The 26,151-nt window shown below is 43.6% G+C and carries 28 protein-coding genes; 16 read left to right on the top strand and 12 right to left on the bottom strand.

Annotation, left to right across the window (positions count from 1 at the left end; all coding sequences use genetic code 11):
* Window positions 1-4: 4 nt before the first annotated feature.
* On the bottom strand, window positions 5-1,363 hold the full coding sequence (locus LCD32_RS17130; protein WP_035389868.1) for an aldehyde dehydrogenase: 1,359 nt from the start codon (window positions 1,361-1,363) through the stop codon (window positions 5-7).
* Between the two features lie 172 nt (window positions 1,364-1,535).
* Here LCD32_RS17130 and LCD32_RS17125 point away from each other — a divergent pair, with 172 nt between their 5' ends.
* From LCD32_RS17125 to LCD32_RS17115, 3 genes are all read left to right on the top strand, one after another.
* The gene (locus tag LCD32_RS17125; RefSeq protein ID WP_008343634.1) at window positions 1,536-1,868 is read left to right on the top strand and encodes a YwdI family protein; all 333 of its coding nucleotides are present in this window, start codon (window positions 1,536-1,538) and stop codon (window positions 1,866-1,868) included.
* Between the two features lie 33 nt (window positions 1,869-1,901).
* Window positions 1,902-3,212: a purine/pyrimidine permease gene (locus LCD32_RS17120; RefSeq protein WP_007497786.1), complete on the top strand. Its 1,311-nt coding sequence runs from the start codon at window positions 1,902-1,904 to the stop codon at window positions 3,210-3,212.
* Between the two features lie 67 nt (window positions 3,213-3,279).
* On the top strand, window positions 3,280-3,651 hold the full coding sequence (locus tag LCD32_RS17115; RefSeq protein ID WP_003215282.1) for a DUF423 domain-containing protein: 372 nt from the start codon (window positions 3,280-3,282) through the stop codon (window positions 3,649-3,651).
* Window positions 3,652-3,693: 42 nt separating this feature from the next.
* Here the strand turns inward: LCD32_RS17115 and LCD32_RS17110 are convergent, their stop codons facing one another.
* From LCD32_RS17110 to LCD32_RS17100, 3 genes are all read right to left on the bottom strand, one after another.
* Complete coding sequence (locus LCD32_RS17110; protein WP_019743221.1) at window positions 3,694-4,311, bottom strand: cupin domain-containing protein; 618 nt, start codon at window positions 4,309-4,311, stop codon at window positions 3,694-3,696.
* 131 nt (window positions 4,312-4,442) lie between these two features.
* Window positions 4,443-4,985, bottom strand: a complete 543-nt coding sequence (gene gerQ / locus LCD32_RS17105; protein ID WP_007497781.1) for a spore coat protein GerQ — start codon at window positions 4,983-4,985, stop codon at window positions 4,443-4,445.
* Window positions 4,986-5,406: 421 nt separating this feature from the next.
* On the bottom strand, window positions 5,407-6,081 hold the full coding sequence (locus LCD32_RS17100; RefSeq protein WP_052320459.1) for a YIP1 family protein: 675 nt from the start codon (window positions 6,079-6,081) through the stop codon (window positions 5,407-5,409).
* Window positions 6,082-6,256: 175 nt separating this feature from the next.
* Between LCD32_RS17100 and LCD32_RS17095 the strand changes: the two genes are divergently transcribed.
* The 12 genes from LCD32_RS17095 (at window position 6,257) to LCD32_RS17040 (ending at window position 17,294) form a co-directional block, all read left to right on the top strand.
* Complete coding sequence (locus LCD32_RS17095; RefSeq protein WP_041508123.1) at window positions 6,257-7,027, top strand: glycosyltransferase family 2 protein; 771 nt, start codon at window positions 6,257-6,259, stop codon at window positions 7,025-7,027.
* Window positions 7,028-7,033: 6 nt separating this feature from the next.
* A complete protein-coding gene (locus tag LCD32_RS17090) occupies window positions 7,034-8,446 on the top strand; it encodes a CDP-glycerol glycerophosphotransferase family protein (RefSeq protein WP_052320458.1) in 1,413 nt (470 codons plus the stop codon).
* 21 nt (window positions 8,447-8,467) lie between these two features.
* Window positions 8,468-9,646, top strand: coding sequence for a DegT/DnrJ/EryC1/StrS family aminotransferase (locus tag LCD32_RS17085; RefSeq protein WP_045033856.1), 1,179 nt, complete (start codon window positions 8,468-8,470; stop codon window positions 9,644-9,646).
* Complete coding sequence (locus tag LCD32_RS17080) at window positions 9,643-10,518, top strand: GNAT family N-acetyltransferase (RefSeq protein WP_224564350.1); 876 nt, start codon at window positions 9,643-9,645, stop codon at window positions 10,516-10,518. The genes LCD32_RS17085 and LCD32_RS17080 overlap by 4 nt, the downstream gene beginning before the upstream one ends.
* A gap of 1 nt (window position 10,519) precedes the next feature.
* Window positions 10,520-11,644 carry an N-acetylneuraminate synthase family protein gene (locus LCD32_RS17075; RefSeq protein WP_052320456.1) on the top strand — a complete coding sequence of 375 codons (1,125 nt, stop codon included), beginning with the start codon at window positions 10,520-10,522 and terminating at the stop codon, window positions 11,642-11,644.
* Window positions 11,634-12,374 carry a cytidylyltransferase domain-containing protein gene (locus LCD32_RS17070; RefSeq protein WP_224564347.1) on the top strand — a complete coding sequence of 247 codons (741 nt, stop codon included), beginning with the start codon at window positions 11,634-11,636 and terminating at the stop codon, window positions 12,372-12,374. Before LCD32_RS17075 ends, LCD32_RS17070 begins: the two co-directional genes overlap by 11 nt.
* On the top strand, window positions 12,371-13,399 hold the full coding sequence (locus tag LCD32_RS17065) for a glycosyltransferase (protein ID WP_017368265.1): 1,029 nt from the start codon (window positions 12,371-12,373) through the stop codon (window positions 13,397-13,399). Before LCD32_RS17070 ends, LCD32_RS17065 begins: the two co-directional genes overlap by 4 nt.
* Window positions 13,400-13,401: 2 nt before the next feature.
* Complete coding sequence (locus tag LCD32_RS17060; protein ID WP_017360113.1) at window positions 13,402-14,142, top strand: sugar phosphate nucleotidyltransferase; 741 nt, start codon at window positions 13,402-13,404, stop codon at window positions 14,140-14,142.
* Complete coding sequence (rfbB, locus tag LCD32_RS17055; protein ID WP_098680519.1) at window positions 14,139-15,104, top strand: dTDP-glucose 4,6-dehydratase; 966 nt, start codon at window positions 14,139-14,141, stop codon at window positions 15,102-15,104. The genes LCD32_RS17060 and rfbB overlap by 4 nt, the downstream gene beginning before the upstream one ends.
* Before the next feature lie 3 nt (window positions 15,105-15,107).
* Complete coding sequence (gene rfbD, locus LCD32_RS17050; protein WP_224564343.1) at window positions 15,108-15,962, top strand: dTDP-4-dehydrorhamnose reductase; 855 nt, start codon at window positions 15,108-15,110, stop codon at window positions 15,960-15,962.
* Complete coding sequence (locus tag LCD32_RS17045) at window positions 15,955-16,410, top strand: dTDP-4-dehydrorhamnose 3,5-epimerase family protein (protein WP_008343612.1); 456 nt, start codon at window positions 15,955-15,957, stop codon at window positions 16,408-16,410. Before rfbD ends, LCD32_RS17045 begins: the two co-directional genes overlap by 8 nt.
* 92 nt (window positions 16,411-16,502) lie before the next feature.
* Window positions 16,503-17,294 carry an SDR family oxidoreductase gene (locus tag LCD32_RS17040; RefSeq protein WP_318010840.1) on the top strand — a complete coding sequence of 264 codons (792 nt, stop codon included), beginning with the start codon at window positions 16,503-16,505 and terminating at the stop codon, window positions 17,292-17,294.
* Window positions 17,295-17,309: 15 nt separating this feature from the next.
* Here the strand turns inward: LCD32_RS17040 and LCD32_RS17035 are convergent, their stop codons facing one another.
* From LCD32_RS17035 to LCD32_RS17010, 6 genes are all read right to left on the bottom strand, one after another.
* The gene (locus LCD32_RS17035; protein WP_046526810.1) at window positions 17,310-18,503 is read right to left on the bottom strand and encodes an aminotransferase class I/II-fold pyridoxal phosphate-dependent enzyme; all 1,194 of its coding nucleotides are present in this window, start codon (window positions 18,501-18,503) and stop codon (window positions 17,310-17,312) included.
* Between the two features lie 17 nt (window positions 18,504-18,520).
* Window positions 18,521-19,942, bottom strand: coding sequence for an acetyl-CoA carboxylase biotin carboxylase subunit family protein (locus LCD32_RS17030; RefSeq protein ID WP_046526759.1), 1,422 nt, complete (start codon window positions 19,940-19,942; stop codon window positions 18,521-18,523).
* A gap of 14 nt (window positions 19,943-19,956) precedes the next feature.
* Window positions 19,957-20,718: an SDR family NAD(P)-dependent oxidoreductase gene (locus LCD32_RS17025; protein WP_007497757.1), complete on the bottom strand. Its 762-nt coding sequence runs from the start codon at window positions 20,716-20,718 to the stop codon at window positions 19,957-19,959.
* Window positions 20,715-21,422 carry a cupin domain-containing protein gene (locus LCD32_RS17020; protein ID WP_065461270.1) on the bottom strand — a complete coding sequence of 236 codons (708 nt, stop codon included), beginning with the start codon at window positions 21,420-21,422 and terminating at the stop codon, window positions 20,715-20,717. The genes LCD32_RS17025 and LCD32_RS17020 overlap by 4 nt, the downstream gene beginning before the upstream one ends.
* 1 nt (window position 21,423) lies before the next feature.
* Window positions 21,424-22,026: a bacilysin biosynthesis protein BacA gene (locus LCD32_RS17015; RefSeq protein WP_065461268.1), complete on the bottom strand. Its 603-nt coding sequence runs from the start codon at window positions 22,024-22,026 to the stop codon at window positions 21,424-21,426.
* Window positions 22,027-22,175: 149 nt separating this feature from the next.
* Window positions 22,176-23,408: an MFS transporter gene (locus tag LCD32_RS17010; protein ID WP_039963017.1), complete on the bottom strand. Its 1,233-nt coding sequence runs from the start codon at window positions 23,406-23,408 to the stop codon at window positions 22,176-22,178.
* A gap of 145 nt (window positions 23,409-23,553) precedes the next feature.
* On the opposite strand from LCD32_RS17010, the gene LCD32_RS17005 reads away from it, so the two are divergent.
* Window positions 23,554-24,033: an Lrp/AsnC family transcriptional regulator gene (locus LCD32_RS17005; RefSeq protein WP_008343601.1), complete on the top strand. Its 480-nt coding sequence runs from the start codon at window positions 23,554-23,556 to the stop codon at window positions 24,031-24,033.
* 15 nt (window positions 24,034-24,048) lie between these two features.
* Here the strand turns inward: LCD32_RS17005 and LCD32_RS17000 are convergent, their stop codons facing one another.
* Together LCD32_RS17000 and hemQ are read right to left on the bottom strand one after the other, a co-directional pair.
* Complete coding sequence (locus tag LCD32_RS17000) at window positions 24,049-25,209, bottom strand: MFS transporter (RefSeq protein ID WP_017360103.1); 1,161 nt, start codon at window positions 25,207-25,209, stop codon at window positions 24,049-24,051.
* Window positions 25,210-25,276: 67 nt separating this feature from the next.
* On the bottom strand, window positions 25,277-26,047 hold the full coding sequence (gene hemQ, locus LCD32_RS16995; RefSeq protein WP_017360102.1) for a hydrogen peroxide-dependent heme synthase: 771 nt from the start codon (window positions 26,045-26,047) through the stop codon (window positions 25,277-25,279).
* Between the last annotated feature and the right edge of the window lie 104 nt (window positions 26,048-26,151).

Below are 26,151 nucleotides of genomic sequence, written 5' to 3'. Positions count from 1 at the left end.
CTGTTTATTTTAAAAATTTACGGACAATGTCGAGTCCGTTTTTCGCATTTGGATAGCGGAAAGAAAAATCAAAGCGATTGGTCTGGCGCAGAACGCTTTTTTCATGGGTAAAGGTGAAAAAGCTTTCTTTTCCATGATATCGTCCGATGCCGCTTTCACCAACGCCTCCAAATGGTAAATATGGAGTGGCGACATGCATCAGTGTATCATTGATGCAGCCTCCGCCAAATGAGAGGTTGTCTAGAATATAAGCTTCTGTTTCTTTATTTGTTGTAAATAAGTAAAGAGCGAGCGGCTTCGGTCTTGCCTTAATCATGTCAGCTGCCTCTTGAAGAGAGTCAAATGTGATGACAGGCAAAATAGGTCCGAAAATTTCCTCCTGCATCACAGGATCTTCCCACGTAATATGATCTAAAATGGTCGGTGCGATTTTGAGCTCTTGTTCATTGCGCTGTCCACCTGTCACCATCGTGCCATTTGAGAGAAATTGTGAAAGCCGATCAAAATGACGCTGGCTGACATTTTTTCCGAAATGCGGATTTGTTTCAGGCTGGTCCCCGTAAAAGTCACGGATACAGGTCGTCATTTCACGCAATAGGTCCTCTTTGATCGATTCATGAACAAGTAAATAGTCTGGTGCAATGCATGTTTGACCAGCATTCGTGAATTTACCAAAGGTGATTCGTTTTGCAGCGAGCTTGATGTCTGCATCAGGCATGACAATGCATGGACTTTTTCCGCCGAGCTCAAGTGTGACAGGTGTCAGATGTTTTGCGGCCGCTTCCATGACGACTTTGCCGACGGCTACACTTCCAGTAAAGAAAATATAATCAAATGGCAGTTTCAGAAGCTCTGTGCTGACATCCACACCGCCTTCAACGACCGCTGCAAGATCTTCTTGAAACACGCTTTCCACAATCGTGCCAATCACGTTTGAGACGTGCGGCGTTAATTCTGACGGTTTTAAAGTAACGGCATTTCCCGCAGAAATGGCTCCAACTAATGGCGAGAGGGCCAATTGGAAAGGATAGTTCCAAGGGGCAATAATCAGAACACTGCCGTACGGTTCCTTAATGATCATACTTTTTGATCCGATATGGGTCAGAGGTGTTTTCGCGCGAGATGGTTTGGCCCATTTGTGAAGATGTTTGACGGTATGATTGATCTCTTCATATACCATGCCAATTTCTGTTGTATAGGCTTCCTGTTCGGATTTATGTAAATCATGGGCTAAGGCTTGTAATATGTCCTTTTCATGATGTTTAATGGCTTTTTTTAAATCGTTAAGAAGACGGATTCGATCTTGAACCGCTGGTGTTTGCACGTTTTTTTGTTTGTGAATGAGTTCAGTGAGTTTGCTCATCTTTCAGTCCTTTCAAAGACGATATTGTTTCTTTTTTATTATGTGTGAATCTTGGGGAAGGGTCAAATCAGATGAACAGAAGCACACAGCTTTGAAAAAATGAGCCCATTCGGTTTGTTCATTTGGTAAAATAATGTTGGAAAACGAATTTTTTAGATTGGAGGGTCTACCCTTGAATATTCATATATCAAGTCTGCTTCAAAAAATGGAGGAAGCCATTCAAAAAGCAAAACAAAGTGGAAATGATGAAGAGGTGAAACGTCAAGCGGCGGTCATCTCTTCACTATGTGATGTCATTCTCGACACATCATCACAGGTGCAAATGCCGCAGTCTTCGGTCATTTCACCACCTCCATCTATACAGACACCATCTGCACCGGCTGTGTCTACGGATCAAGCCATGCTAGAGAAATTGATGGGCACTAGCGGTGCAAAGAAATTTCAGCATAAAGAAGAGGGTCAACAAGAGAAAGATGGCAACGGTGACTCTATTTTTGATTTTTAATGGTCTTGTCACGACAAAGGGAAGGTGATCGGGTTGAAACTATTTTTGGGCGCCATTCAGTGGATGGCATTTTTTATCGCAGCTTCTATTGCTGTGCCGATTGCGATTGCACAAGCATTTGAATTAAATCAAGTGCAGTCGGCGGAACTGATTCAGAGTACATTCTTTTCACTTGGACTTGTGGCGATGGTGCAGTGTTTATGCGGTCATATGCTGCCGATCAATGAAAGTCCAGCAGGGCTGTGGTGGGGGGTATATACCCTTTATGCAGGCATGACAGGGACGATTTTTGCTACATATCCTGAAACCTTGCAAGCATTGCAAGGGGCGTTAATTTTTAGTGCAGCGTTCTTTTTTATTTTTAGTCTCTTTAAAATCATTAATTGGCTTGCGTCTTTATTTACGCCGGTTGTCACAGGTATTTATTTGCTGCTGCTTGTTGTGCAGTTAAGTCAGCCAATCATGAAAGGGCTGATGGGGATCGGCTATCGGGGAAATCAGGTAGATGGGCTTGTCTTTTGTCTATCGATCTTGATTATTGTCATCACCTTCATGATCAGCCGCTCAAAATGGCATTATTTAAGACAGTTTTCTGTGTTATTTGCACTTGCAGGCGGCTGGCTGTTATTTGCTTTACTCGGACTAGCGAAGCCTGTTCGCATTCCTGAGCAGATCATTGAGTTTCCAAAACTGTTTCCGTTTGGCATGCCGGTCTTTGACAGTGGACTGCTTGTCACGTCCTTTTTTATTACGATCTTACTCATTGTGAATATGCTGGCAAGTATTCGAATTGTGGAAAGTTCCGTCAAGGCATTTGGTGAACTGCGTGAGCGGAAACGAGCCAGACCGGCTGGTTTTGTCGCCGCATTTGGTCATTTGCTGAGCGGACTGATTGGTGCGATTGCGCCTGTCCCTATTTCAGGGGCAGCGGGTTTTATACAAACAACCAAAATTCCATCGAGAAAGCCATTTTTCCTTGGCAGTCTGCTCATTGTCCTCATTAGTTTATTTCCATTATTGATGAGCTTTTTCTCTGCATTGCCTTCACCTGTGGGGCTGGCTGTGAACTTTGTGGTGTTCTCTTCTATGATTGGGATTGCCATGTCAGAATTCGATCAGTATGAAAAAGAAGACATCCCGCGCATTCGATTTGTGCTTGGTATCGCTGTTTTAGCAGGCGTGGGCGCAATGTTTGTGCCACAAGGGGCATTGAAAGGCATGCATCCTGTGCTGATTTCTTTATTGAGCAATGGTCTTGTTCTTGGCACACTGATTGCGATTGTGGTCGATCAAGTGCTGCTGCGAAAGAAGAAGAAATCCGACAATCTCGTGTCAGCATCATAGGAAAGTTGAATGTTGGATAAGACCCGCGCTATGATAAACATAATTGATGAGATAAGGAGAATGACGAATGAAACTATTTTTCATATTAGGTGCCATTAACGCCATGCTTGCGGTTGGTCTTGGAGCCTTCGGTGCACATGGACTGGAAGGGAAAATTCCTGAAAAGTATATTGAGATATGGAATAAAGGGGTTCAATATCAGATGTTCCATGCCATTGGCCTGTTTATTGTCGCCTTTCTGGCAGATAAGCTGTCAGGTGTTTCCCTAGTGCCGACCGCTGGCTGGGTGATGCTGGCAGGCATTCTATTTTTCTCAGGAAGCCTTTATGTGCTTGCCTTGACTCAGGTGAAGATTTTAGGTGCTATTACGCCAATTGGCGGAGTGGCATTTATCGCTTCTTGGATCATGCTAGTGATTGCAGCAGCAAAAAATTTATAAGCTAGGAAAACCGATGCCCTCATAGGGGCATCGGTTTTTTTCTTAACTCCAATAAGGAGAATAGTTCGGAGGTGCTTGATAATAAGGTACATAGTGAGAAGGCGGGACAGGGTGCGTTTGTGTCTCTTCCTCCCGGTGGCAGAAAGGCCCGATAAATACACCAGGTTTCACAGGCTGCGTCGCCTGCTTCCACTGCGTTTCGTTCATGCAATAAGTATGTGCCATGATGTGTGAAGGCGTGAGGGTTAGAAGGTCTGAACCTAAGATGACTTCTGGCGTCGATGCGTTAAAAATGGCTAACAAATGGGTTTTGTCCTGTAAGGCGACTTCGTAATGCCACCAGCCTTGTGGCACATTGGCTACCTGCCCGGGGGTAATGGTGTAGGTGGACAGCTTTTTTGTAAAAGGGTTCAGCATGGATACAGCAGCAGAGCCGGCGATACAATAAACAAGCTCGGCAGCATTTTGATGATAATGAGGCTCTACTACTTTGCTTTTACTCAAATATATATCCAGCAGAGATACTTGATCGAGCGAATTTAATTGTTTTTTTCCTAAAACATTAATCAGGTTGTGTTGGTCATATTTCACAAGGGGGCTTTGATTCAAATCAAATGAATATTTGACATTCGGCGATGTATAATCCAGCTCAACAGTCATTGATGTCACCTCTAGGCGTTTAATAAAAACTACTAGGCATCTTATGAGCCTTCCCCCGAAGGTGTGTCAAAAACCTAGACAAAAGAAAAAAGCAAGGGCGTCTGCACCTTGCTGCTGATATGACCTTGAGGTTATCTCGGAGAATACGTAGACATCGAGTATGGATAGTCATATTGAATTTCCCCATCAAACGTAATGTAATCAAGGTAGATTGTTAACAATAAGTATCGTGTCCCCGTTTTGTTATCACTAATGATAATGTGATCACGTCCTGCGGCCTCAATGACTCCTCTAAAAATCTTAGAGTTCCATTCTTTACTTGCCTCAAACGTCATATAGATCGTGGCTACTTTGCCGCGGTTTAATCGTAAAATATTTTCAATATAGGACTGCTCAAGCGGCAGCTGACCGGTGACGTTCTGCTGATAAATCGGTCCCGAAGGAATTTGATAGGGCTGCCCGCCACTTTGCCCACCTTGGCCTCCTTGTGAAGTACCAGTAGACGGCATTGGCGAATACCCCTGCTGCATTTGACCTTGCATTTGACCCTGCGTTTGGGGAGGGACTGAATAACCCATCTGCTGCGCAGGATACGGATTTGCTCCATATTGTTGCTGGCGAAAATCTTGACCTTCGAAACCCGAACCTTGCCCAAATTGATTTTTCAATTTCATAACGTTCCTCCTCTTTCCTCATGGTGTTCTAAACAGAAGGCGGAAAAGCGCCTGTTGTTTCCATAGCATTCTTTTTCTCTTTCACACTATGAGACAGGAAGAGAGAATATGTACATTGAACGAAAAAAAGGAACTGCTTTGTGCAGTTCCTCAGCGTGTAGACAAACCCTCGCATTCGGTGTCAGTCCTGCGCTTCGGTGCTCACGAATGTCAAATTCGCTCCGCGCCGATGCTCGTCCTTCCTAGACTGCAAAGGTTTTCTATCACGCTGAAAAGAAGACAAAGGGCTAAAATAAAGTTCATTTTAGCCCTTTGTCAACAATCTGAGGAACTGCTTTGTGCAGTTCCTCAGTATTCAGACAAACCCCATATTCGTACTGCCTAGACTGCAAAGGTTTCCAACAATCTAAGGAATGCCTGTTTACATCAACCAATTCATAGCTCGCTGGACGTCATAGATAAGGGTCATGATGAGGAAAAATAAGGCGATGGGTGTGATGGCAATGATAAAGGCCTGCCATATTCTCAGCTTCATCACAGCGACAAGGCCTAAAACAGCCATCCCAAATATCCATGTCTTGGTATACGCATCAACCAGTGGTAAAACACTGAGATAATACCATACTTCATAGTGCTGGTCTAAATAGGGTGAGATTTTCACAAATGTATACGGACCAAGCAACCCCACAGTAAAAATCCAAGTAAGAGCAAATAAGGTGGAAGGAAAAATGACCGTCAGTGTGCAAGCTTTGAGCACATCTCGATACGGCGCTTTACTGCCAAAAAACAGTCGCCCTAACCACTGTAAAATGAATGAACCGAAAAATAGAAGAAAATTGCCTACTAAAATACCAAAACCTGCTCCGTGTAACAGAATAAAAGGATATGGAATATGATTGCCCATATACTCACTAAAATACCCTTCGTACATCCAGCTAGTACCAGCGATACTTGCAAGGAGTATCATCAGCCACATGGGAATAGAGGTATGTTCATATGAGCGAATAATCGTTTTTGTCGCGACAAAAATTTTAAAGAATCGAAAAAAACCTTTTGCTTCCTCTTCTTGGGAGAGATCACTCTTCATATACTCCAATGTTCTTTACTCCTTTAATACACATAAATGATTACTTATATTACCAAAATTTTTACGTTTTTCAAAGATAGATCATGAAAAAAATCCAATTTTATAAAAAATAGGTCACTCTACAGTCTCTTTAAGAGGAGACACATATGATAACCATAGTTTAAAAGAGACCGAGGTGAAAACATTGACGAAAGTAACGGTCATTATGACGAGCTACAACAAAGCGGCCTACGTTGGAAGATCAATTGAAGCGGTGCTGCAGCAGACCTTGTCAGACTTTGAACTTTTTATAATGGATGATGGATCAAACGAACAAACCCTTGCTGCTATTGAGCCTTTCCGTAAAGATCCACGCATCCATTTTATCCAAAGCGGGGTGAAAACGCTGGAGGAAAGAACGGCGAAAACACGCTATGCCGTCCTCATTAATCAAGCATTAGAACAGGCAAAGGGCGAGTATATTTCCTATGCCACAGATGACAATGTCTATGCACCAGACCGTTTAGAGAAGCTCACGAATTATTTAGATGCTCGTCCAAATGAACATATTGTCTATTCTAGTTCAAAAGTTATCTATTTAAATAGCGAAAAAGAGCCAGTAAAGGAAACGATTCGACCTGCGCAAACAGTGCAGTGGAATGCACCTTGTGCTATTGATCACTGTTCAGTTGTACATCGTGCATCCATTTTAACAAAGATTCGAGCTGAGTTTGGATCCTACTGGGACGAGAGTCCGCATTTTTATCGAATAGGGGATGCGCGGTTCTTTTTTAGATTAAATCACTTTTATCCGTTCTACCCTTTTGATGAGGTATTGGATACAAACTACATCACAGAACAGTCTATTCATTATCAGTTGGCAGAAGATGAGAAAAGCGATTTTATTCAAGCACTTCCTCCACAGTCTACCTGCAGGGAGCTCCGTCATATATTAAAACAAAGACATGGGAGGTGACCTTAAGTGTCGCATTATATTCATCATTATTGGCAGGTGTACTTTGAGTATGTGAATCTGATGAAAGACTTAACCTATCGCCACATCCCCCTTGGATTAATCAGTAATTTTTATCAATACATCAGCCCTGAAGTGAGGGAACGTATGGAAGATGAGGCGTTTGGTGAAGAGCTGACAACGACTTGTCCAAAGCCGCAAGACATTCAGCCCTTTTTTGATCAGCATAAACAGCAGATCAAGCGTATCCCTTATCGTCCGAGTCATGGAAAGGTGCTGCTTCACTTTGAACACCTGCGTTTTACTGAACAAAATTACACGCGGTTCCATCCGAACCAAACAGTTGTGCTCGCGCGCTGGAAGAAGGCTGATTATTTCGGATTACCGGTGATCAGCAAGCCGGAATTAGCCGGAGAGGTTAATAAAGAAGCCCATGTTGAATATATTGAAAAAGCAAATGCTCTATTGAAACCTTACGCCCAGCATCCTGTCTTTGGCAATGTCTTTTTTAGAGAAAAGCTTCGGAAGGACATTGTGCAATTTATTGATGTGATTGACCAGATAGAAACGCTATTTGAGATGCAGCCCATCACAGCTGTCGTGGTTGGTACGACGGAGGATGCATATAGCCGTGTGCTCGCCTTGCAAACCGTGAAGCGCCATCTCACAAGTATTTGTCTTCAGCACGGTGCGCTCATGGGAGACGAAGCCTTTTTGCCGATTTTCACCACCTGCCACGGAGTGTTTGGAAAATATGAAAAGGACTGGTATGTAGACAAAGGCTGTCAGCCTGAGCAGGTGGAGATCACAGGTCACCCGAGATTTGATTTGGTGCAGGAGCGAACACCGCTTCAACAGGAAATGGTCTTTCGTAAATTGAACTTCAATCCTGCCAAAAAGACTGTGCTCGTGGCAACACAGCCGTTTTCAGAAGCCTTTTACGGTGATGTTCTTAAAACGATTGCAAAACGGAAAGATATTCAGCTGATTATGAAGCCGCATCCGTGGGAAATCGCTCGAAATCGATTAAATGACTACACAGCGATTGAACGTGCGGGGAACCATGTGAGATTAATTAAAAAAGAGATCGACTTGTATGACCTCCTGCCGTATATGGATATGGTCATAACGCTCACATCAACAGTTGGTCTGGAAGCAATGCTCTTTAAAAAGAGTGTACTGATTGGAAAAATGACAGAAGGCAGAAGATACCCTTATTACGAGTCGCTTGGCAGCTGCCACATGGAAAACCCTATTGAGTTGGCCGAGAAAGCGATCCGTATTTTATCGGATGAACAAGAAATGAAGCTGGCGAAACAGCAAGGTGCTCGTTTCATTCAAGAGCATTATCCGCATGCACAATCGACCGATGTTCTGCTTTCTCTGCTTAAAACAAAAACAGGCGTGGATTTTCAGAGATGAAGATAGGGGTGTGCAAGCGATATGGGACAAAAGAGAGCACAATTTCTTCCTTATGCACTGCCTTTTATTGAACAGGAAGAAATTGATGAAGTCATTGGAACATTAAAGTCCGGCTGGTTGTCCACCGGACCAAAAGTTAGACAGTTTGAAGAAGAGTTTAGGCAGCTGACTGGAGCGAAGCACGCAATAGCAGTCAATTCATGTACAGCTGCTCTATTTTTAGCGTTAAAGGCGAGAGGCATTGGAGCTGGTGATGAGGTCATCACAACGCCTCTGACGTTCTGCGCAACAGCCAATACGATCATCCATACGGGGGCAGCCCCTATTTTCGTGGATATTGATCCGGCGACACTCAATCTAGATGCGAAAAAATTAGAAGCGGCCATTACACCACATACGAAAGCGGTTGTCCCTGTACATTTTGCTGGTCAATCGTGTGATATGGACCAAATTTTAGCGATTGCCAGAAAATATGATTTGTTCGTGCTGGAGGATGCCGCTCATGCCCTCTATACGACCTATCATGATCAACCGATTGGATCAATTGGTGATGCGACCGCTTTTAGCTTCTATGCAACGAAAAACATAGCGACTGGTGAAGGCGGCATGCTGACGACAAATGATGATGCACTTGCGGCTAGAATCAGAAGGCTGGCGCTTCACGGGATGAGTAAGGGAGCGTGGAATCGTTATGGAGAAAAGGGAACATGGTATTACGAGGTCGAGGAACCGGGCTATAAAATGAACATGTTTGACGTGCAAGCATCGTTAGGGCTCGTTCAGCTAAGCCGGTTGAAGGAGATGCAGACACGTAGAGAACAGATTGCGAAGACATACAATCAGGCATTTCAACATGAAGCTGGTCTCATCTTGCCGCCTGTACATGATGAGGGAAGACATGCGTGGCATTTATATGTGCTGCAAGTTGATCCAAAAGAAGCACTGATCACACGCGATGACATGATTGATCAGCTGCAAAAGGAATATAAAATCGGCACGAGTGTTCATTTTATTCCCGTTCACTTGCATCCATATTATCAAGAGACCTATAACCATTCACCAGAGGATTTCCCTGAGGCACTCACTTATTACAAACGAACGCTTTCGCTCCCGCTCTATCCAAGTATGACAGATGAAGATGTGCAGGATGTCATCACCGCAGTCGTGTCAATTTTAAAAGACAAGAAGGCCTCTTCATGAAAGTCGTTCATGCAATAGACGATCAGGCGCTGGCAGCTTGGCTCAAAACATATGGTCATGAAGCGGAACGCATGGCAGGATTCAAGCAGTTTGCTCTTGTCAGCGGTGCTAAGCTCAAAGCAGTGCTGCTATACGAATGGTCCAAATGGGAGAGCGGCATTTTTGACAAGCATATTTTTCATGTGAAGTTTGTGAAAGCTGAATCAGCGCTGCTCTTTAAAGAATTGATGGAGAGATTCATCAATTGGATGAGAACAGAAAAATGTGATTTTTTCTTTTTACGTCTTGAGGCGGCTGATCTTGAAAAAAACCGCATTGTTCAAAAACTATCCCATGTGTATTATGTCGGTGGTCTCACTAGGCTTGAGGCACCGCCTGCCCTCATGGAGATGCCATCATCAGATCAAGATGTGGTGATGGGTGTGCCAGATGAAAAGGATTACGATGAGGCGGTCTTACTAGGTGATCAGGCTTTTGTGAAAAGCCGTTATGCCCTTGATCCATATTTAGACCAGCGGGTTGTTCAGCATTTTTATCAGGAGTGGATGAGAAACAACTTACTCGGACGCGCAGATATCAACCTCGTTGCCAAGGTGAATGATGAAGTGGTTGGCTTGATTCAAGGTATGACAAAGGGGCATGAGATGGGGCTTGAGCTTTTTGCGATTAGACCGGATGTTCAAGGAAAAGGGATCGGAAAAAAGCTGTTTATTGAGATGATGAAAGTGTCTCATCACAGAGGGCATCACTTCATTTCTGCGGGGACACAGCTTCATAATACGACAGCCATCCAGCTGTACGAAAAGATGGGGTTTAGGACAACAAATGCCTTTTTGTATTACCATGTGTGGCCGAAAAAAGGAGAGAGGTAAGATGGCGCATTTCTATATCGGAGATCGCAAAGTGGGAGATGATGCGCCTGTCTTTATCATTGCAGAGGCAGGCATTAACCATGATGGAAAGCTGGATCAGGCACTTGCTTTAATTGATGTGGCAAAAGAAGCAGGGACTGATGCGGTGAAGTTTCAAATGTTTCAAGCGGATCGGATGTATCAAAAGGAACCGGGGTTATACGAAACGGCCAAAGGAGAAGAAGTGTCTATTTTTTCTTTAGTGGAACAAATGGAGCTGCCGCCAGAATGGCTGCCTGTCTTATTGAGACGTTGTAAGGAGAAAGGACTGATGTTTTTAAGCACCGTGTGTGATGAAGAATCGGCTGATTTATTGAATCAAACGAATCCGCCTGCTTTTAAACTGGCATCCTATGAAATCAACCATTTGCCTCTTTTGCGTCATACGGCTTCTTTTCACAAGCCGATCATTTTTTCAACAGCTGGGGCCACCATTGCTGATGTTCATGAAGCATACGAAACGATTACGAGCCAGCAAAATAAGCAAGTCGCCATCATGCATTGTGTGGCAAAGTATCCAGCTCCTAGAGCATATACGAACCTGCGGGTAATTCAAACCTTAAGGTCCGCTTTCCCTGAAGCAGTCATTGGCTTTTCAGATCATAGTGAACACCCGACGGAAGCGCCAGTAGCCGCTGTGAAGCTCGGTGCAGCAATGATTGAAAAACATTTTACAATAGATAAAACATTACCCGGAGCGGATCATTCATTTGCTCTTAGTCCTGAAGAATTAAAGGAAATGGTTCAGCACATTCGAGCAGCAGAAAAGCAGCGGAATCAAGCGGAAATAGACGTTCATTCATTACCAGAGGAGCTTCTTGGCAGTTCTTATAAAACGACAACAGCCATTGAAGGGCAGATTCGAGAATTTGCGTATCGAGGAATTTTTACGACCAAAGGCATTGCAAAGGGAGAGATCCTCACGTCAGAAAATGTAGCTGTGCTGCGCCCTGGACAAAAAAATCAGGGGTTGCATCCGCGATATATGCCGATTTTACTTGGCACAAAGGCTGTGAGAGACATCCCAGCCCATACAGGCGTTTCGTGGAAAGACGTACTCATGCAGGAGTCTCGAGATGATGCATGATGTGCTTTTTGTCATTCAGGCTAGGATGGGATCAACAAGACTGCCCAAAAAAGTGATGAAACCGATCGGCGGCATGGCGCTGATTGATTTGATTGTGGAGCGGGTGAAGCAATCAGATGATTACCATCACAACATGCAAAACCTTATGATTGCCACAACGGTCGAGCCAGAGGATGACTATTTGGCTCAATATTGTATGTCAAAGGGTTATAAGGTGTTTCGAGGCAGTGAGGCAGATGTGCTTGAGCGGTTTGCACAGATTGTCCGCCAATTTGAACCTAAAACGGTTGTACGTTTAACGGGAGACAATCCATTTATAGATCCTTCGCTTTTGTCGAAAATGCTTGAAAAACATAGACAGGAAAAGGCTGATTACACATATACGAACGGAACATCACTCGGTATTTCCGGGGAAATGATTGAAGCATCTATTTTATGTGAAATCGACAAATTTCCTCTCACTTATTCAGAACGTGAGCATGTCACGCTGTATATCAGAAAGCATCCCGAGCAATTTTCCCTTCAATTATTCACACCGCCCAAAGAACTTGCATATCCTGCTTATCGATTCACGATTGATACAGAAGAAGATTATGTGTTTGCTACCCGTTTACTAGAGAAAGCTGGTGGTTCTATTGCTGTGCCGACAGCTGAGCTCATTTCCATCTGTGAACAACATCCAGACATTGTTCGTTTGAATCAATCTGTGAGACAGAAGGATGCTGAATGAACAAAAAAATCATGATTGTTGTTTATGGGGGTTTTTTAAGAGGAATGGGTCATGTTGTCAGAATGAAACATTTGGCAAAAGAACTGCTTCAGGAAGGGAACGACTTATATTTCTATACAAATGATCAGATTTGTGTCGAAATGCTTTCGCACCCAGAGTGGCACGTTCACATGGTGTATGAGTCGAATGCGCTTCTCCAGGTCCAACAAGACATCAAAAAGCTAAAGCCTGACCTTTTAGTCATAGATGTCCTTGATTGTGATCTTCAGTTTCTTCAAATGATCAAAGACTCCTGCGATAGTGCGAGGCTGGTCTTATTTGAGGAAAAAAGAGAGGAAGCCTGTCAGCTTGCAGACACGGTCATAAACGGCATTTATGGCGGTCTGGACGGGAAGCACGAGCAGCTTAATGGCACGGCTTATTATCATGGAACGCCCTATTTATTGTTAGATCACGAGTTTAAACGATTCAAAGACACATATGAGGTTCGGAAAGAATGTAAAAAGGTGGTCATCAGTCTTGGCGGTAGTGATCCGTGCGGCCTGTTATCAAAGGCTGTATCGGCGCTTCTTCAAACAAATCACCTAGACATTTTAGCGGTCGCAGGAAAAGCCTCTCACATCAAAGAGCAAGTAGAGGCGGAACATATCCAATTCATTCAACATACAGATCAACTACCGGTTCTTTTATCAGAAGCTGATGTGGCTATCGTAGCAGGCGGTATGACGTTATATGAGGTAATTTGTATCGGGGTGCCCAGCATTGTCCTATCGCAAGTAGACCACCAAGCAGTGACAGCGAGCATGTTTGCGCAAAAGGGCGCTTGTTTTCACCTTGGATTAGGTGACCTTGTGGAAGAAAAAGACCTGTTGCAAGCTGTTCAAAAACTGTCTGACAGCTATTTTCTCCGCAGAAGCATTCATCTTAATGGACGTTCACTCATTGATGGAAAAGGAATCGAACGAGTGAAAAACATTCTTATACACCTCATGAATTCACACCAAAAAGAACATAAGGATGTGTAGATGTGAAGGGAGTTATTTTAGCAGGAGGAAAGGGATCACGGCTGGCACCATTAACGAAGATTTTCAACAAACACTTGCTGCCGGTTGGTCCATACCCGATGATTTATTGGTCATTATTCAAACTGAAAGAAGCAGGAATTGTAGATGTGATGCTGATTTCACAGGAAGAACAAATTCCGTTGTTTCAAAAGTTACTGGAAGATGATCGTGAACTTGGGATGAACATTGTGTATCAAGTACAGCCAGAAGCGTCTGGTATTTCCGATGGTTTATCCTATGCAAAGTCCTTTGCTCAAGGGGAAAAATTTGTGCTGATGCTTGGTGATAATGTATTTGAAGATTCATTACGCCCTTTTGTCGACGCCTTTAGGCAACAAGAAAGCGGAGCCAAGGTTTTATTGAAAGAGGTGGCAGATCCAAAACGGTTTGGCATTGCAGAAATTGATCCTGCTCATCACCGAATTTTATCAATTGAAGAAAAGCCAGAGCATCCGACGTCATCTTACTGCGTCACGGGCATCTATTTTTATGATCAAGACGTCTTTCAATATATCGAGGAAATCTCGCCGTCAGATCGAGGTGAACTAGAGATTACTGATGTGAATAATCTCTACATCTCAAATAGCCAGCTGACCTATGATATGTTAAAAGGGTGGTGGATTGATGCAGGAACTCATGAATCTCTCCACGAAGCATCAACAAAAATGTTTGAAACGATGAAGGAAAAAGAGGGATACGAATGACGAAGTCTTATTTAATTACAGGTGGAGCAGGGTTTATTGGACTGAATTTTGTGAAGCTGCTGCTTCAAGAATCCGATGTCCGGCTGACCGTATTTGATAAATTAACATATGCCAGTCATCCAGAGGAGATGGAATATTTATCAAAGCTGCCTCATGTCCGTTTTGTCCAAGGAGATATCACGCTGCAAGACGAACTAGATCAAGTATTTGATGAAGCCTATGATGCCATCATTCATTTCGCAGCAGAATCACATGTCGATCGCAGTATTGAGTCAGCAGAACCCTTTATCCAAACAAATGTCCTTGGTACCTATCGTATGCTTGAAGCGGTCTTAAAGGGAAAGGCGAATAAACTCATTCATATTTCCACAGATGAAGTATATGGAGATTTGGAGCCGGATGATCCTGCTTTCACAGAACAAACACCACTCTCACCGAATAATCCTTATTCAGCAAGCAAGGCAAGTTCAGACCTGCTTGTGAAATCTTATATCCACACCCACCAATTACCCGCCATGATCACAAGATGCAGCAACAACTACGGACCTTATCAGCATGAAGAAAAATTAATCCCAACCATTATTAGAAAAGCGGTCAATGGTGAAAAGATTCCGATTTACGGAGACGGCCAGCAGATTCGCGATTGGCTCTATGTAGAGGATCATGCGAGAGCCGTAAAACAAGTAGTAGAAAACGGAACAGCCGGTCAGGTGTACAATATTGGCGGCGGCAACGAGAAAACAAATCTTGATTTAACCAAAACCATTCTCACACATCTAGGCATCTCTCATGATCAAATCGCGTTTATTCAAGACCGGAAAGGGCATGACAGGCGGTATGCCATTGATGCCAGTAAGCTAAAAGAAGAGCTCGGCTGGGTGCAGGCAACTTCATTCGAAAAAGGTATCGAAAAAACGATCGATTGGTATCGTGCCAAATATGATCAAAGTGAAGAAGGGTGACCGATGAAAGTTTTAATCACCGGTGCAGGCGGCCAATTAGGGAAAGAATTGACGAAACAGATGAAAGAAAAAGACATTACCGTCATTGCTTTAACAAGGAGTATGCTGAATATCGCAGATCAACAGGCAGTCAGACATGCAATGAGACATTTCCGTCCGGATATTGTTGTCAGTGCGGCTGCTTATACGTCTGTGGATCAATGCGAAATAGAAACGGAAAAAGCCTATCTTGTGAATGGGATTGGCGCCTACTATACAGCGCTTGAAGCTAAAAACGTAGGGGCTGATGTATTACATGTCAGCACAGATTATGTGTTTGATGGGCAAGCGAATACCCCTTACCAAGTTGATGCACAAGCAGATCCGCAAACCATTTATGGAAAGAGTAAAAAACTTGGAGAAGAATTGATTCATCTTGTGTCAGATGAAGTGAAGATCATTCGGACATCGTGGCTTTATGGACATGAGGGACATAACTTTGTGAATACCATTCTTCGACTGGCTGAAACGAAGGATCATTTGCGCATCGTCAATGATCAGTTAGGGTCTCCTACTTATACAAAGGATGCCGCAGAAGCTTTGATTCACTTGTTTGACCAGAAAGCAGGTATTTATCATGTCAGTAACCGAGCAAGCTGTTCATGGTTTGACTTTGCGACAGAAATTGTGGCAGCAAGCGGTCTGTCTACGATAATTGAGCCCATTTCCACTGAAGAGTATGGTTTCCAAACACCTCGGCCCGCCTACTCTGTGTTAGACCTGCAAGCGATTGAAGCGACAGGCTGGAAGCCAAGACATTGGAAAGATGCACTTCACGAATACTTGCAGAAAGAAGGGAGATTCGAGCAGCATGATTGATGGTGTACAAACGAAAAAACTCATGAAACATTGTGATGATCGCGGCTTTTTCGCAGAGCTTATTCGAGATGACGAACCGATGCTGAAGCGCTTTGGGCAGGCGTCGTGGTCGAAAAGTTTCCCGGGAGTCATCAAAGCCTTTCATTATCACGAAAAACAAGACGATGTTTGGTTTTTCCCAGCAGGTCATGCACAGGTCGTTTTATACGATTTGAGAGAAGATTCCCCGACAAAGGGTCAAACCGATGTGTATTATATGGGGGAAGATAATCCGATGCTGCTCCTCATCCCAAAGGGAGTTGCACATGGCTACCGCGTATTAGGGGAGACGCCGCTGCAGATTGTGTATTTTACAACAGAATCGTACGACCCAAAAAACCCAGATGAGAAGAGAATTGCGTGGAATGATGAGGCGATCGGATTTAACTGGGAAACGACATTTAAATAGAGAAGAGAGGCCTTTCGCAGGAGAAAGGTCTTTTTTTGTTGAAATACATTCTATATGTGTCATTTTATGTATATTGATGAAAAGGGATGTGGATGAGTTTGTCTAAAAGAATTGCATTTGTAACAGGGGCAAGTACAGGCATTGGAAAGGCAATCGCAATAAAACTTGCCGCTCAGAGCGATATGAAGGTGATCATCAACTCTAGAAATATGGCCTCACTTGAACAGACGAAACAGCACATTCAAGATATGACAGAAACAAAGGAACCGCTGTCTCTATTCTGTGGAGATATGTCGCTTGAAGCAGTGAGGTCGGAAGCCTTTGAACAAATAGAAAAGGAGTTTGGCAGACTCGATGTGCTGATCAATAACATTCCAGGAGGAAAGCCAGATACATTTGATTCATGTGAAACTGACCAGATGCTGGCTGCTTTCTCCCAAAAAGCCATCGCCTACGTCGATACAATGAAGCGTGCAGCAGCATTGATGAAAAGACATGAATATGGACGGATCATTCAAATTGTCGGGAACCTGTGGAAGGAACCTGGTGAAAAAATGTTTACGAATAGTATGATGAATGCAGCGATTATTAATGCCAGTAAAAATGCAGCGACACAGCTCGCGTCGTCTAGTATTACGGTAAATTGTTTAAATCCAGGTTTTATTGCAACCGATCGGTATGAACAATTTATCGGCAATATGATGACGAATCAGGGATTGTCACGAGAGCAGGCTGTACAAGCTGTCGCATCAGGTATTCCAATGCAAAGAGTGGGCTCAGCGAGTGAGATGGCGTCATTGGCAGCTTTTATGGCATCAGAGGAAGCTTCTTATATCACAGGTCAACAAATCTCCGTAGACGGTGGAACGATGAAAAGTATATAAACTGAAAAAAACCCGCTATAGGCGGGTTTTTTGATGAAATCGAATGGGGAGGATGGACAGGCGATCGATAAAGAGAGCAAGCTCCTCAATCGGGGCAACCATGGAAATGCGTACATGACGGCTTCCATTGGCTCCAAATACTCCTCCAGGCGTGACGACAACATCGGCATGTTCGAGTAAATAGTCAGCAAAGGCATGAGAATGTTCAAAGTCATCAGGAATCGGAGCCCATAAATAAAAGGCGCCGGGTGGACGTTCGATTGTCCAACCAAGCTTTCTCGCCGCTTGCCGGATGAAGAAATTGATTCGTTGAAGGTATATCGCCTTTAATGATTGAATATGACGGTCATCACTTTGCAAGGCAGCAGTCGCTGCATGTTGAAATCCGCCATACATACTGACAAACACGTGGTCTTGGAAGGTGTTGATGGCTTGGATGATCTCCTCATTTCCAACAGCAAAAGCGACTCTCCATCCTGCCATATTAAAAGTCTTTGATAGAGAATATAATTCCACTCCTACACTTTTCCCGAGAGGAGTATTCATGAAGCTCACGGGTGTTTGTTCATAATGAAATGAACCATAGGCGAAATCATGAATAACATACAGTTCGTGAGCGGCCGCAAAGGCAGCAACCTCTTCGAAAAATGCCTCATTTGCGACAGCACCCGTGGGGTTATTCGGATAATTCAAGAACAGTACTTTTGCTTTTTTGACTATGTCAGGATCAATTGAGGAGAGATCTGGTAAATAGCCATTTTTCTCTTCAAGTTTGATACTGTATGGCTGGGCGTCCGCCATCAAAATGCCTGAATGATATTCAGGGTATCCTGGATCGGGAACGAGTGCGATATCTCCTGGATCAAGCAGACACTGACTCATGACATACAGCCCCGTTTTTCCGCCAGTGAAAAGAGCAATTTCCTTCTGCGGATCAATCTCAGCACCGAATTCCGATCTATAAAAATCTGCAATGGCTTGTTTGAAAAAGTCAAAGCCTCTAAAAGGGGCATATTGTTGAAATGGCAAAACACCCGCTGACTCCTGTAGGGCACTCACGATATGGGCAGGAGTTGGTAGATCAGGGTTCCCCTGACCTAGATTCATGATGTTTGCTCCGTTTTTTGTCTTTTGAGCTATTTTTTCAAAAACGGTGCCGAATTTCTGTTCAGGCAGCCGTTCAATCATTTTAGATGCTAACATTTTCACCACAGCAGCCTCTCTTTCTATCCCTTCACTAATTCATCCATTAACTGAATCGTTGCCTGTTTCTGAATGTTGCGGATGGACGCGGCAACATCTTGTGAGGATGATCCTTTTAATTCAAGAGATACGATTCCATTAAAAGCTTCAAATAATTCAAGATCCACAATAGTCCCTTTGGTAGGGAATGATTGACTGACAATCGCAGTATCTCCAACGAATGCTTCCTGCGGAATAGACACATGATCAATGGTGATATGTGTGGATTCAGGTGGTATGTGCCCACTCTCTTTAAAATGCTGAGGGTACAGGTGGCAGTCCGCTACATAAAATGTATGTCCAGAAAGTAGCTGTTTTGGCAGTACAGCCTTTTTACCATCAACTAATACATCAATCAATAGCTTCGCCATATCGACGCCAAAGACTTTTTTAATATTCGGGATCATATTCCAGCCAGCGAATCGAGCCGCTGATTCGATCAGTCCAGTTTCTCGATTTTTCATGAGTTTGATTTCTGTATGGGTTGCACAATGTTCAAGACCTAGCCCTTCATTTGCCTTCCTTGCTGCTTCAATGATGATTTGCTTGGCTTCATTGTCTAAGATCGTCGGAGTGATATGAGCCGTTTCTGTAAAGCCGATTTGAGGGGTTTTATCATGTATGACAAAAGGGAGATATTCGCCCTCTACGACCAGCCCTTCTACACTGACATAATCAGCATATCCTTCATCTTCATACCAATCTTCGTAAGCACCCTCTAAATACGTTTCAGCGACAAACGGTGCTTCATACGTGACAGCGTCTGGGACTGGTATGGTTTCCAAATACGATTGTACTTGTAAAAACAAGTCATCACTTCCGGCTTTGTCATGAAACAAGGTGACGCCAATAGAACTGGCTAAATATGTAGGCTTTAAAATGAGCGGTGTTCCGATAGACTCAATGGCTTTTTGGAAATCAGATAAAGTCGTGACAGGCTGAGTTTTCACCGCTTTGACGCCAGAGGCATTGAATGCAGCCCTCATTTGGCTTTTATCACGCGCCATTTCGGCTGCCTTGACACCGGCACCTCGTAGCCCAAGACGTTCAGCGGCCTTTGCCATCGGTGCAATGAATAATTCATTATTGGTCGTGATTGCATCTGCTTTGAAAAAGGAAGCCACTCGAATGAAGTCTTCCACAACTTCTTCTTCTGATTTTGGATAATCATCATGTGCCCAGTAAATAGAATCAGGGTGTTCAAAAGAAGGGTGTGTCTCAAAATAATCACGGTCTTTGATGACGGCAATGGAGTATTTTTCGATTAGCTCGGCATGTCCCTTTGTAATCGCAAAGGGTCTTGGGATATAAGAAACGATATGGTATGATGCCGCCACGCTTTCATAAAACATATGGGGCGGGCACCCTCCTAAGTCAGCAATGACAAGTACAGTTTTTTTACTCAATGAAAGCACTCCTTTTATCTAGCGGTGTAACCGCCATCTGCAGTGACGACACTTCCAGTCATATAGCTGGATAGGTCAGAGGCGAGAAACAGCATCACGCCAGCAATTTCTTCAGGTTTTCCAAGCCGTAGCATAGGATTTACCTTTGCTTTTTCCTTTTTGACGATCTCGAGACTTTCTGTGTGATTGTCTAAAAAGGACTTCTCGTTTAATGGTGTATCAATGATGCCAGGGGCAATACAATTCACCCTGATTTGATGAGCGGCATAGTCGATGGCCATTGATTTGGTGAGCTGAATGACACCGCCTTTTGTTGCGTTGTATGCAGGAATGTCAGGCCAACCCACAAGACCTCCGACAGATCCGGTATTGATAATACTTCCACTCTTCTTTTCAAGCATATGCGGCAATGTATGCTTACTCATGAGAAAGACGCCGGTCAGGTTGACCTGAAGAATACGATGCCAATCCTCCAGTGCCATCTCATGAATGGGTGAGACAATTTCGATGCCTGCATTGTTAATGAGGACATCAATGGCACCGAATCGGCTCAGCACGCTCTGAACGGTTTGGTGACAGTCAGACTCCTTCGTAATATCTGTTATAAAAAATGCAAGGTGCTCATGCGGTAATGACTCAATGAGTTGGTTGCCGCTGCTTTCATTGATGTCAGCGACAGCTACTTTTGCTCCATGCTCGAGGAAGAGCTTGACAGCAGCAAGCCCAATACCCGACGCACCTCCTGTAATGAGGACAACTTTTCCGTCTAACTTCATTTCTTCACCTTAGATGCTTTTGGTTTTAAGCGATTATAGCGGGGAGGGAAGAAGAGATTAATAGACTTTGAAGCTTCTGGCTTTGGATTGATGGCCCCGTGATCTTCCCGTGGGTCACAGAAATAGGTGGTGCCAAATTCCATCTTTTCTGTAAAGCCTTCGATTGTCATATCATACCCTCCGCTGATGCAAATGCCGATTTGTTCATTTCTATGTTTATGAAAAGGCATTTCTCCACCGTTTCCAGGGATATTGGCAATCATCAGCTCCATCCAATCCTCCACAAAAAAAGTCACTTCCATGCCAGGGAGTAAATCCCGTGTTTTGAAAATGTCTAAGAAATAAGTGGGGGGAGCTGTATATTCTTCGTCATCCTTTAATCTCTTAATATCAATGGCGATCACTTCTTCATCTGTCAGATTTGAAGCGCCGTGAAGGACAAACGGTGGTGCGATATAGGCTGATTCTAATGGGGTGAGCAGTTGAGTCGATTGGCCGACAGTCATTTGAAGCTCGCCTTTTAATACAATGCCGATTTGTGCTTCGGGATGTTCGTGAGGTTCAATGATTGTGTGGGGAGGGACGTATGAAATTAACACTTCCGTACCGCCTCTTACAGTGGAATATTGGATAACGCCATTATCCCATTCTAATTTTTTCGCTTGAGGAAAATATCGTTCTTGCGTCTTTTGTTCAGTTTGCATCTTATATCTCTCCTTTTCCGAATATGGACCAACTCATGGGTATACTTTTAAACGTTCGAATGAAGATGAGGCCATATGTGGCTCTTGCCACCTCATTCGTTAAAGCAAAATCAAATTCGCCGTCCCTTACTTTCTGCGCGGCAGTACTTGTAGAATTAACAAGTTCAAATTCAGCATTTTGGTGAATGAAATATTGAATTAAATTGACAGGTGCAGGATGTGAGACAATTTTTAAATGGTGGAGCATTTGTTCATTGAATGGGAAATCAGGTCTGACAGCCAAACCATACATGGGCGTGTCACATCTGAAAATTTGTAAAAGCTGTAGATCTGGTCTCATGTAGAAGTGTTTGATGCCTTCATATGCGTGTGGGACGAGAGTAAATTGAAGTGGTTGAGAGAGAGTATGTTCAATGCAAGTTTCGAATGTGTCATAAAGGGATAGTTTCGTATGAGTGCCGAGTGTAGTGGTGGATTGAGAGATGAAATGTTTTGCTGCGTATTCACTGCTTGTCCCCTTAGGACCTAGTGTGTTGACTGTAAACATCTTGGGTGAAGGGCTAGGCTCTTCTTTGAAATGAAACACATCATTCTTTAGGATCATGTTTACCATCCAATCTTTTTCAAATTTTTACTAGATTATAAAATTTAAAATTGGCAATTGTCAACAAATTTTATAAAAAATGTAATATACAATGATATTAAAAATTGATCTAAAAAACTGCACATATCGAGATGTGCAGTGAAATGTGCTTACGTTTCAAGTGTAGTTGGCTGTTTTTTCTGTAAGGCACGTTCTCGTTTATAGCTGCCGAAGCTGATGATAAAACCAACAAGTGTGATCAATGCACAGACAAGACCTACCGTATGATATCCGAAATGGACATAAACGGGTCCCATCAGTGCGGAACCGAGCATAACAGCAAGGTTGGAGGCCAGGCTGTAAAAAGCCATCACTTTCCCGCGATGGGTTTGAGAGCAGTCGCTTAGAACGGTGCTTAGAAGCGTGACAGATAAGCTTTGCATTGCACCCCAAATAAATAGGGCGAAAATCAGCAACATCCACGAGAATGGCGCATAAGGAAGCAAGGCTAGAACAAGCGCAATTCCACCCAGCACGAAGACAAGGGAACGGGTTTTACCGAACCAGTCTGCTAATTTTCCAGTAAACATACTCATAGAAAAGCCGACGCCATAAGCCATAATAAGAAGTCCAGCTGTTGATTGTCCGCCATCAAACAGACTTTGCAAATAAGCACCTAAAAACGAGTACATGCCGTAAAATCCAAGCATATTGCAAAACGTCACAGTCAAATAGGCAGGCACACGATCAATTTTCAAAGCTCCCCATAAAGAGCCTGTTGTCTCTCTAGCTTGAGGTGCCTTCGGATCAGCTGCTCTGACTTGTTTTCTTGATTCAAGGATGACGAGCAGCAGGACAATGAGACTCATCATAGCGAAGATCCAAAACGTCCAGCGCCAGTTTAAACTCTGGCCGATAAAGGCGCCAATGGGCACACCAAGGACAAGAGAAAGAGACCAGCTCGATACAATGAGTCCCATCACTTTGCCGCGGTATTCGTATGGAACCCGGTCGCCCACAAGAGCATAGGCTGTTGGCACAAATACACCTGTCGCCAGCCCTGAAATAGCACGGCCTGCAAAAAACACTGCCAAATTTGGGGCAGCAGCACACATCACTGTTCCAATTAAAAAGAAGGACAGCCCAATTATCAAACACAGCTCTCTTGAATATCGGTCCCCTAAAGGAACGAGTAGCGGAGCTCCAACCAGCACAGCTAACCCATAAATGCTGATGGAAAGAGCGAGAACATCAAGAGAGTGCTGAAAGGAGTTTGATAAATCAGGCAGCAGTGGTGAAATCACCAGTTCCTCCGATCCCGCCGCAAAAACGCCAAGTGTGAGTGCAATGGCAAGTGTGATGGGAAATGTTTTAGAAGCCTGGCTGTCTAAAGATTCTTTCATCAAGTGATCCCTCCATACTTGCTTTTTCATTCAATTCCGTTAAAATAAATTCTACCATTATTTAGTTTTATTTTACATTTCGTATCATAAGTATCATCATAAAATACTTTTCAAATGGAACGATTTTGGGATAGGAGCGTAACGAATGAAAATCACCGATGTGGATGTGCATATTTTAAACGAATTGAGAGAAGATGCCCGCTTATCAATGAGGGAATTGTCCAAACGAGTGAATTTATCGGCGCCTGCGGTAGCAGAAAGAGTGCGAAAACTAGAGGATGCAGGGATTATCGAAGGGTATTCTGTTCAAGTCAATTATAAAAAGCTGGGTCTGATGATAGACTGTTTACTGGAAGTCACCGTATTAAATGGGGAGTATCAGCGTTTTGTGACATTTATGAACCAGCATCCACGTGCATTCTTTGCTTATCGAGTGGCAGGACAGTCCTGTTTTTTCATTAAGCTGTCTGTTTCTTCTCTTGAAGAAATTGAAGCGTTTATTCAAGATGTGTCTGGCTTTACAAAAACGGTCTCCCATATTGTCTTATCAGAGCATTCCTTTACCCATCCCATTCAGGAACGTGTGAAACAAATAGAAGAGCCAGAAATGACCGTGGTGAAATAGAAAAAGGACCTGCCCTCAGGTCCTTTTGATTCGTTTATCTGACTGATAGCTCATGATCGTAATGATCAATCCAATGAATGTCACACCTGCCGCAAAGAGCGGGACAAGCTGTAAATGTGTGATTTCAATAGCAAGACCGCCAAGCGCTGCACCGCCGGCATTTCCAATATTAAAGGCAGAATGACTGAGCGTTGATGCGAGTGTCGGGGCTTCATGTGCCATGTTCATCGTGCGGAATTGCAAGGTAGGAACGAGAATAAATGAAATAATTCCCCACACAAAAATCGTCAGCACGGCAGGCACTTTAAAGGCAGATGTATATGTGAATAACAACAGAACAGCCATCAGCAAGATCAATGTGATGATAATACTCGGCATCAGCTTCCAGTCGGCAAGCTTTCCGCCGACTAAATTCCCAATGGTGACCCCAAGCCCAAAGAGGACAAGAATGAGGGTGACCCCGTTTTCCTGAAAGCCAGTCACTTGCAGCAGGATCGGGCTGATATACGTAAAGGCGGTAAACACACCCGCAAAACCAAAAATCGTCATCGCAAAGGAGACGAGGACCTGCGGCTTTTTCAACACCGATATTTCATTTCGAATATCTAATACTTCTTCTTTCGATTGATTTGGTACTAAACTGATAATACCGATTAAGGAAATGAGACCAATGACGGCAATGACGAGAAATGACATGCGCCAGCCGAATTGATTTCCTATAAAGGTACCAAATGGCACACCCAGTACATTGGCTACTGTCAGTCCTGTAAACATGAAGCTGATCGCACTTGCGCTTCGCTCCTTAGGAACAAGCCGTGCAGCCATAATGGCGCCGACACCAAAGAAGGTACCATGAGCAAATGACGTTAAAATACGTGCAGCCATCAACAGACCATAAGAAGTCGATACAGCGGCGACAGCATTTCCCGCCACGAAAAGAATCATTAATAGGATGAGGAGACGTTTTCTCGACATTTTTCCAGTTGATAACGTTAAAATAGGGCCGCCAACTGCGACACCGAGTGCATATCCGGTAATCAGTTGACCTGAAGCAGAAATAGATACATGGAGATCATTTGCGACATTTGGCAAAAGACCCATGATCACAAATTCAGTCATGCCAATCGAAAACGCACCGAGCGTTAACGCAAAAATAGCGATGGGGAAGTTTTTCATGATGAGATCACCTTTCTAAACAAATACATAAAAAGGCTTCGGAGAGATCCGAAGCCTTAAGAGTTTATCATACATGGAAATAAGACGCTAGCTGCTCGTTTGCTAATCGGTTTCCAACAAAGAAGGAACCAAACTCGCCGTAACGTGCACTCACTTCATCAAATCGCATTTCGTAAACCAATTTTTTAAATTGAAGCACATCGTCAGCGAAAAGAGTGACGCCCCACTCATAATCATCAAAGCCAACAGAACCTGTAATGATCTGTTTTACTTTCCCAGCATAGCTTCTGCCAATTAAGCCATGGCTTCTCATAAGGGATTTACGTTCATCCATTGAAAGCATGTACCAGTTGTCATTGCCAGAACGTCTTTTATCCATTGGATAGAAACAGACATATTGAGAAGAAGGAAGCTCAGGATAGAGGCGCGCACGTACATGTGGGTTCTCGTAAGGGTCTCCGCCATCTCCGCCTCCTGCTAAGTAGTTGCTGAGTTCAACAACTGACACGTAAGAATAAGCTGGAATCGTAAACTCGGCTAGTCGTGTCTTGTTGAATTCAAGTTCAATTTCACCTAGTTCTTCCATGGTCGGACGTAAAATCATGAGCATAATATCTGCTTTTTGGCCGACAATACTATAGATTGTTTGGCTTCCAGCCTGATGGTGCTCGGCTGTTTTCCATTTTTCTAATAGACCTGTGAACTCATGAATGATGGCTTGACGCTCATCGCTTGTCAGCAGCTTCCAAGCTGTCCAGTCGATCGTTCTAAAATCATGCAGCGCATACCAGCCATCTAGTGTTTGAGCTGCTTCATTTGTTGTATGTTGTTCGCTCATTTCTTTCACTCCTATTTACAGTTTTCCATCTGTTCCAACTATAACATAGTTTGTCCAAATGAAGATGTGATCAAAACTTGAACGACGAAAACGCTTTTCTAGAA

The sequence above is a fragment of the Bacillus sp. RSS_NA_20 genome, from assembly GCF_020165915.1.
Lineage (GTDB): Bacteria > Bacillota > Bacilli > Bacillales > Bacillaceae > Bacillus > Bacillus altitudinis.
This window is presented reverse-complemented; position numbering and strand designations above follow the sequence as displayed.

Coding starts and splice junctions, on each gene's coding strand:
- LCD32_RS17025 (WP_007497757.1), bottom strand. CDS start 20,718: ATGAAGTTAGACGGAAAAGTTGTCCTCATTACAGGAGGTGCGTCGGGT.
- rfbD (WP_224564343.1), top strand. CDS start 15,108: ATGAAAGTTTTAATCACCGGTGCAGGCGGCCAATTAGGGAAAGAATTG.
- LCD32_RS17130 (WP_035389868.1), bottom strand. CDS start 1,363: ATGAGCAAACTCACTGAACTCATTCACAAACAAAAAAACGTGCAAACA.
- LCD32_RS17070 (WP_224564347.1), top strand. CDS start 11,634: ATGATGCATGATGTGCTTTTTGTCATTCAGGCTAGGATGGGATCAACA.
- hemQ (WP_017360102.1), bottom strand. CDS start 26,047: ATGAGCGAACAACATACAACAAATGAAGCAGCTCAAACACTAGATGGC.
- LCD32_RS17085 (WP_045033856.1), top strand. CDS start 8,468: ATGGGACAAAAGAGAGCACAATTTCTTCCTTATGCACTGCCTTTTATT.
- LCD32_RS17080 (WP_224564350.1), top strand. CDS start 9,643: ATGAAAGTCGTTCATGCAATAGACGATCAGGCGCTGGCAGCTTGGCTC.
- LCD32_RS17040 (WP_318010840.1), top strand. CDS start 16,503: ATGAGTTTGTCTAAAAGAATTGCATTTGTAACAGGGGCAAGTACAGGC.
- LCD32_RS17045 (WP_008343612.1), top strand. CDS start 15,955: ATGATTGATGGTGTACAAACGAAAAAACTCATGAAACATTGTGATGAT.
- LCD32_RS17075 (WP_052320456.1), top strand. CDS start 10,520: ATGGCGCATTTCTATATCGGAGATCGCAAAGTGGGAGATGATGCGCCT.
- LCD32_RS17015 (WP_065461268.1), bottom strand. CDS start 22,026: ATGATCCTAAAGAATGATGTGTTTCATTTCAAAGAAGAGCCTAGCCCT.
- LCD32_RS17000 (WP_017360103.1), bottom strand. CDS start 25,209: ATGAAAAACTTCCCCATCGCTATTTTTGCGTTAACGCTCGGTGCGTTT.
- LCD32_RS17020 (WP_065461270.1), bottom strand. CDS start 21,422: ATGCAAACTGAACAAAAGACGCAAGAACGATATTTTCCTCAAGCGAAA.
- rfbB (WP_098680519.1), top strand. CDS start 14,139: ATGACGAAGTCTTATTTAATTACAGGTGGAGCAGGGTTTATTGGACTG.
- LCD32_RS17065 (WP_017368265.1), top strand. CDS start 12,371: ATGAACAAAAAAATCATGATTGTTGTTTATGGGGGTTTTTTAAGAGGA.
- LCD32_RS17110 (WP_019743221.1), bottom strand. CDS start 4,311: ATGACTGTTGAGCTGGATTATACATCGCCGAATGTCAAATATTCATTT.
- LCD32_RS17010 (WP_039963017.1), bottom strand. CDS start 23,408: ATGAAAGAATCTTTAGACAGCCAGGCTTCTAAAACATTTCCCATCACA.
- LCD32_RS17005 (WP_008343601.1), top strand. CDS start 23,554: ATGAAAATCACCGATGTGGATGTGCATATTTTAAACGAATTGAGAGAA.
- LCD32_RS17115 (WP_003215282.1), top strand. CDS start 3,280: ATGAAACTATTTTTCATATTAGGTGCCATTAACGCCATGCTTGCGGTT.
- gerQ (WP_007497781.1), bottom strand. CDS start 4,985: ATGAAATTGAAAAATCAATTTGGGCAAGGTTCGGGTTTCGAAGGTCAA.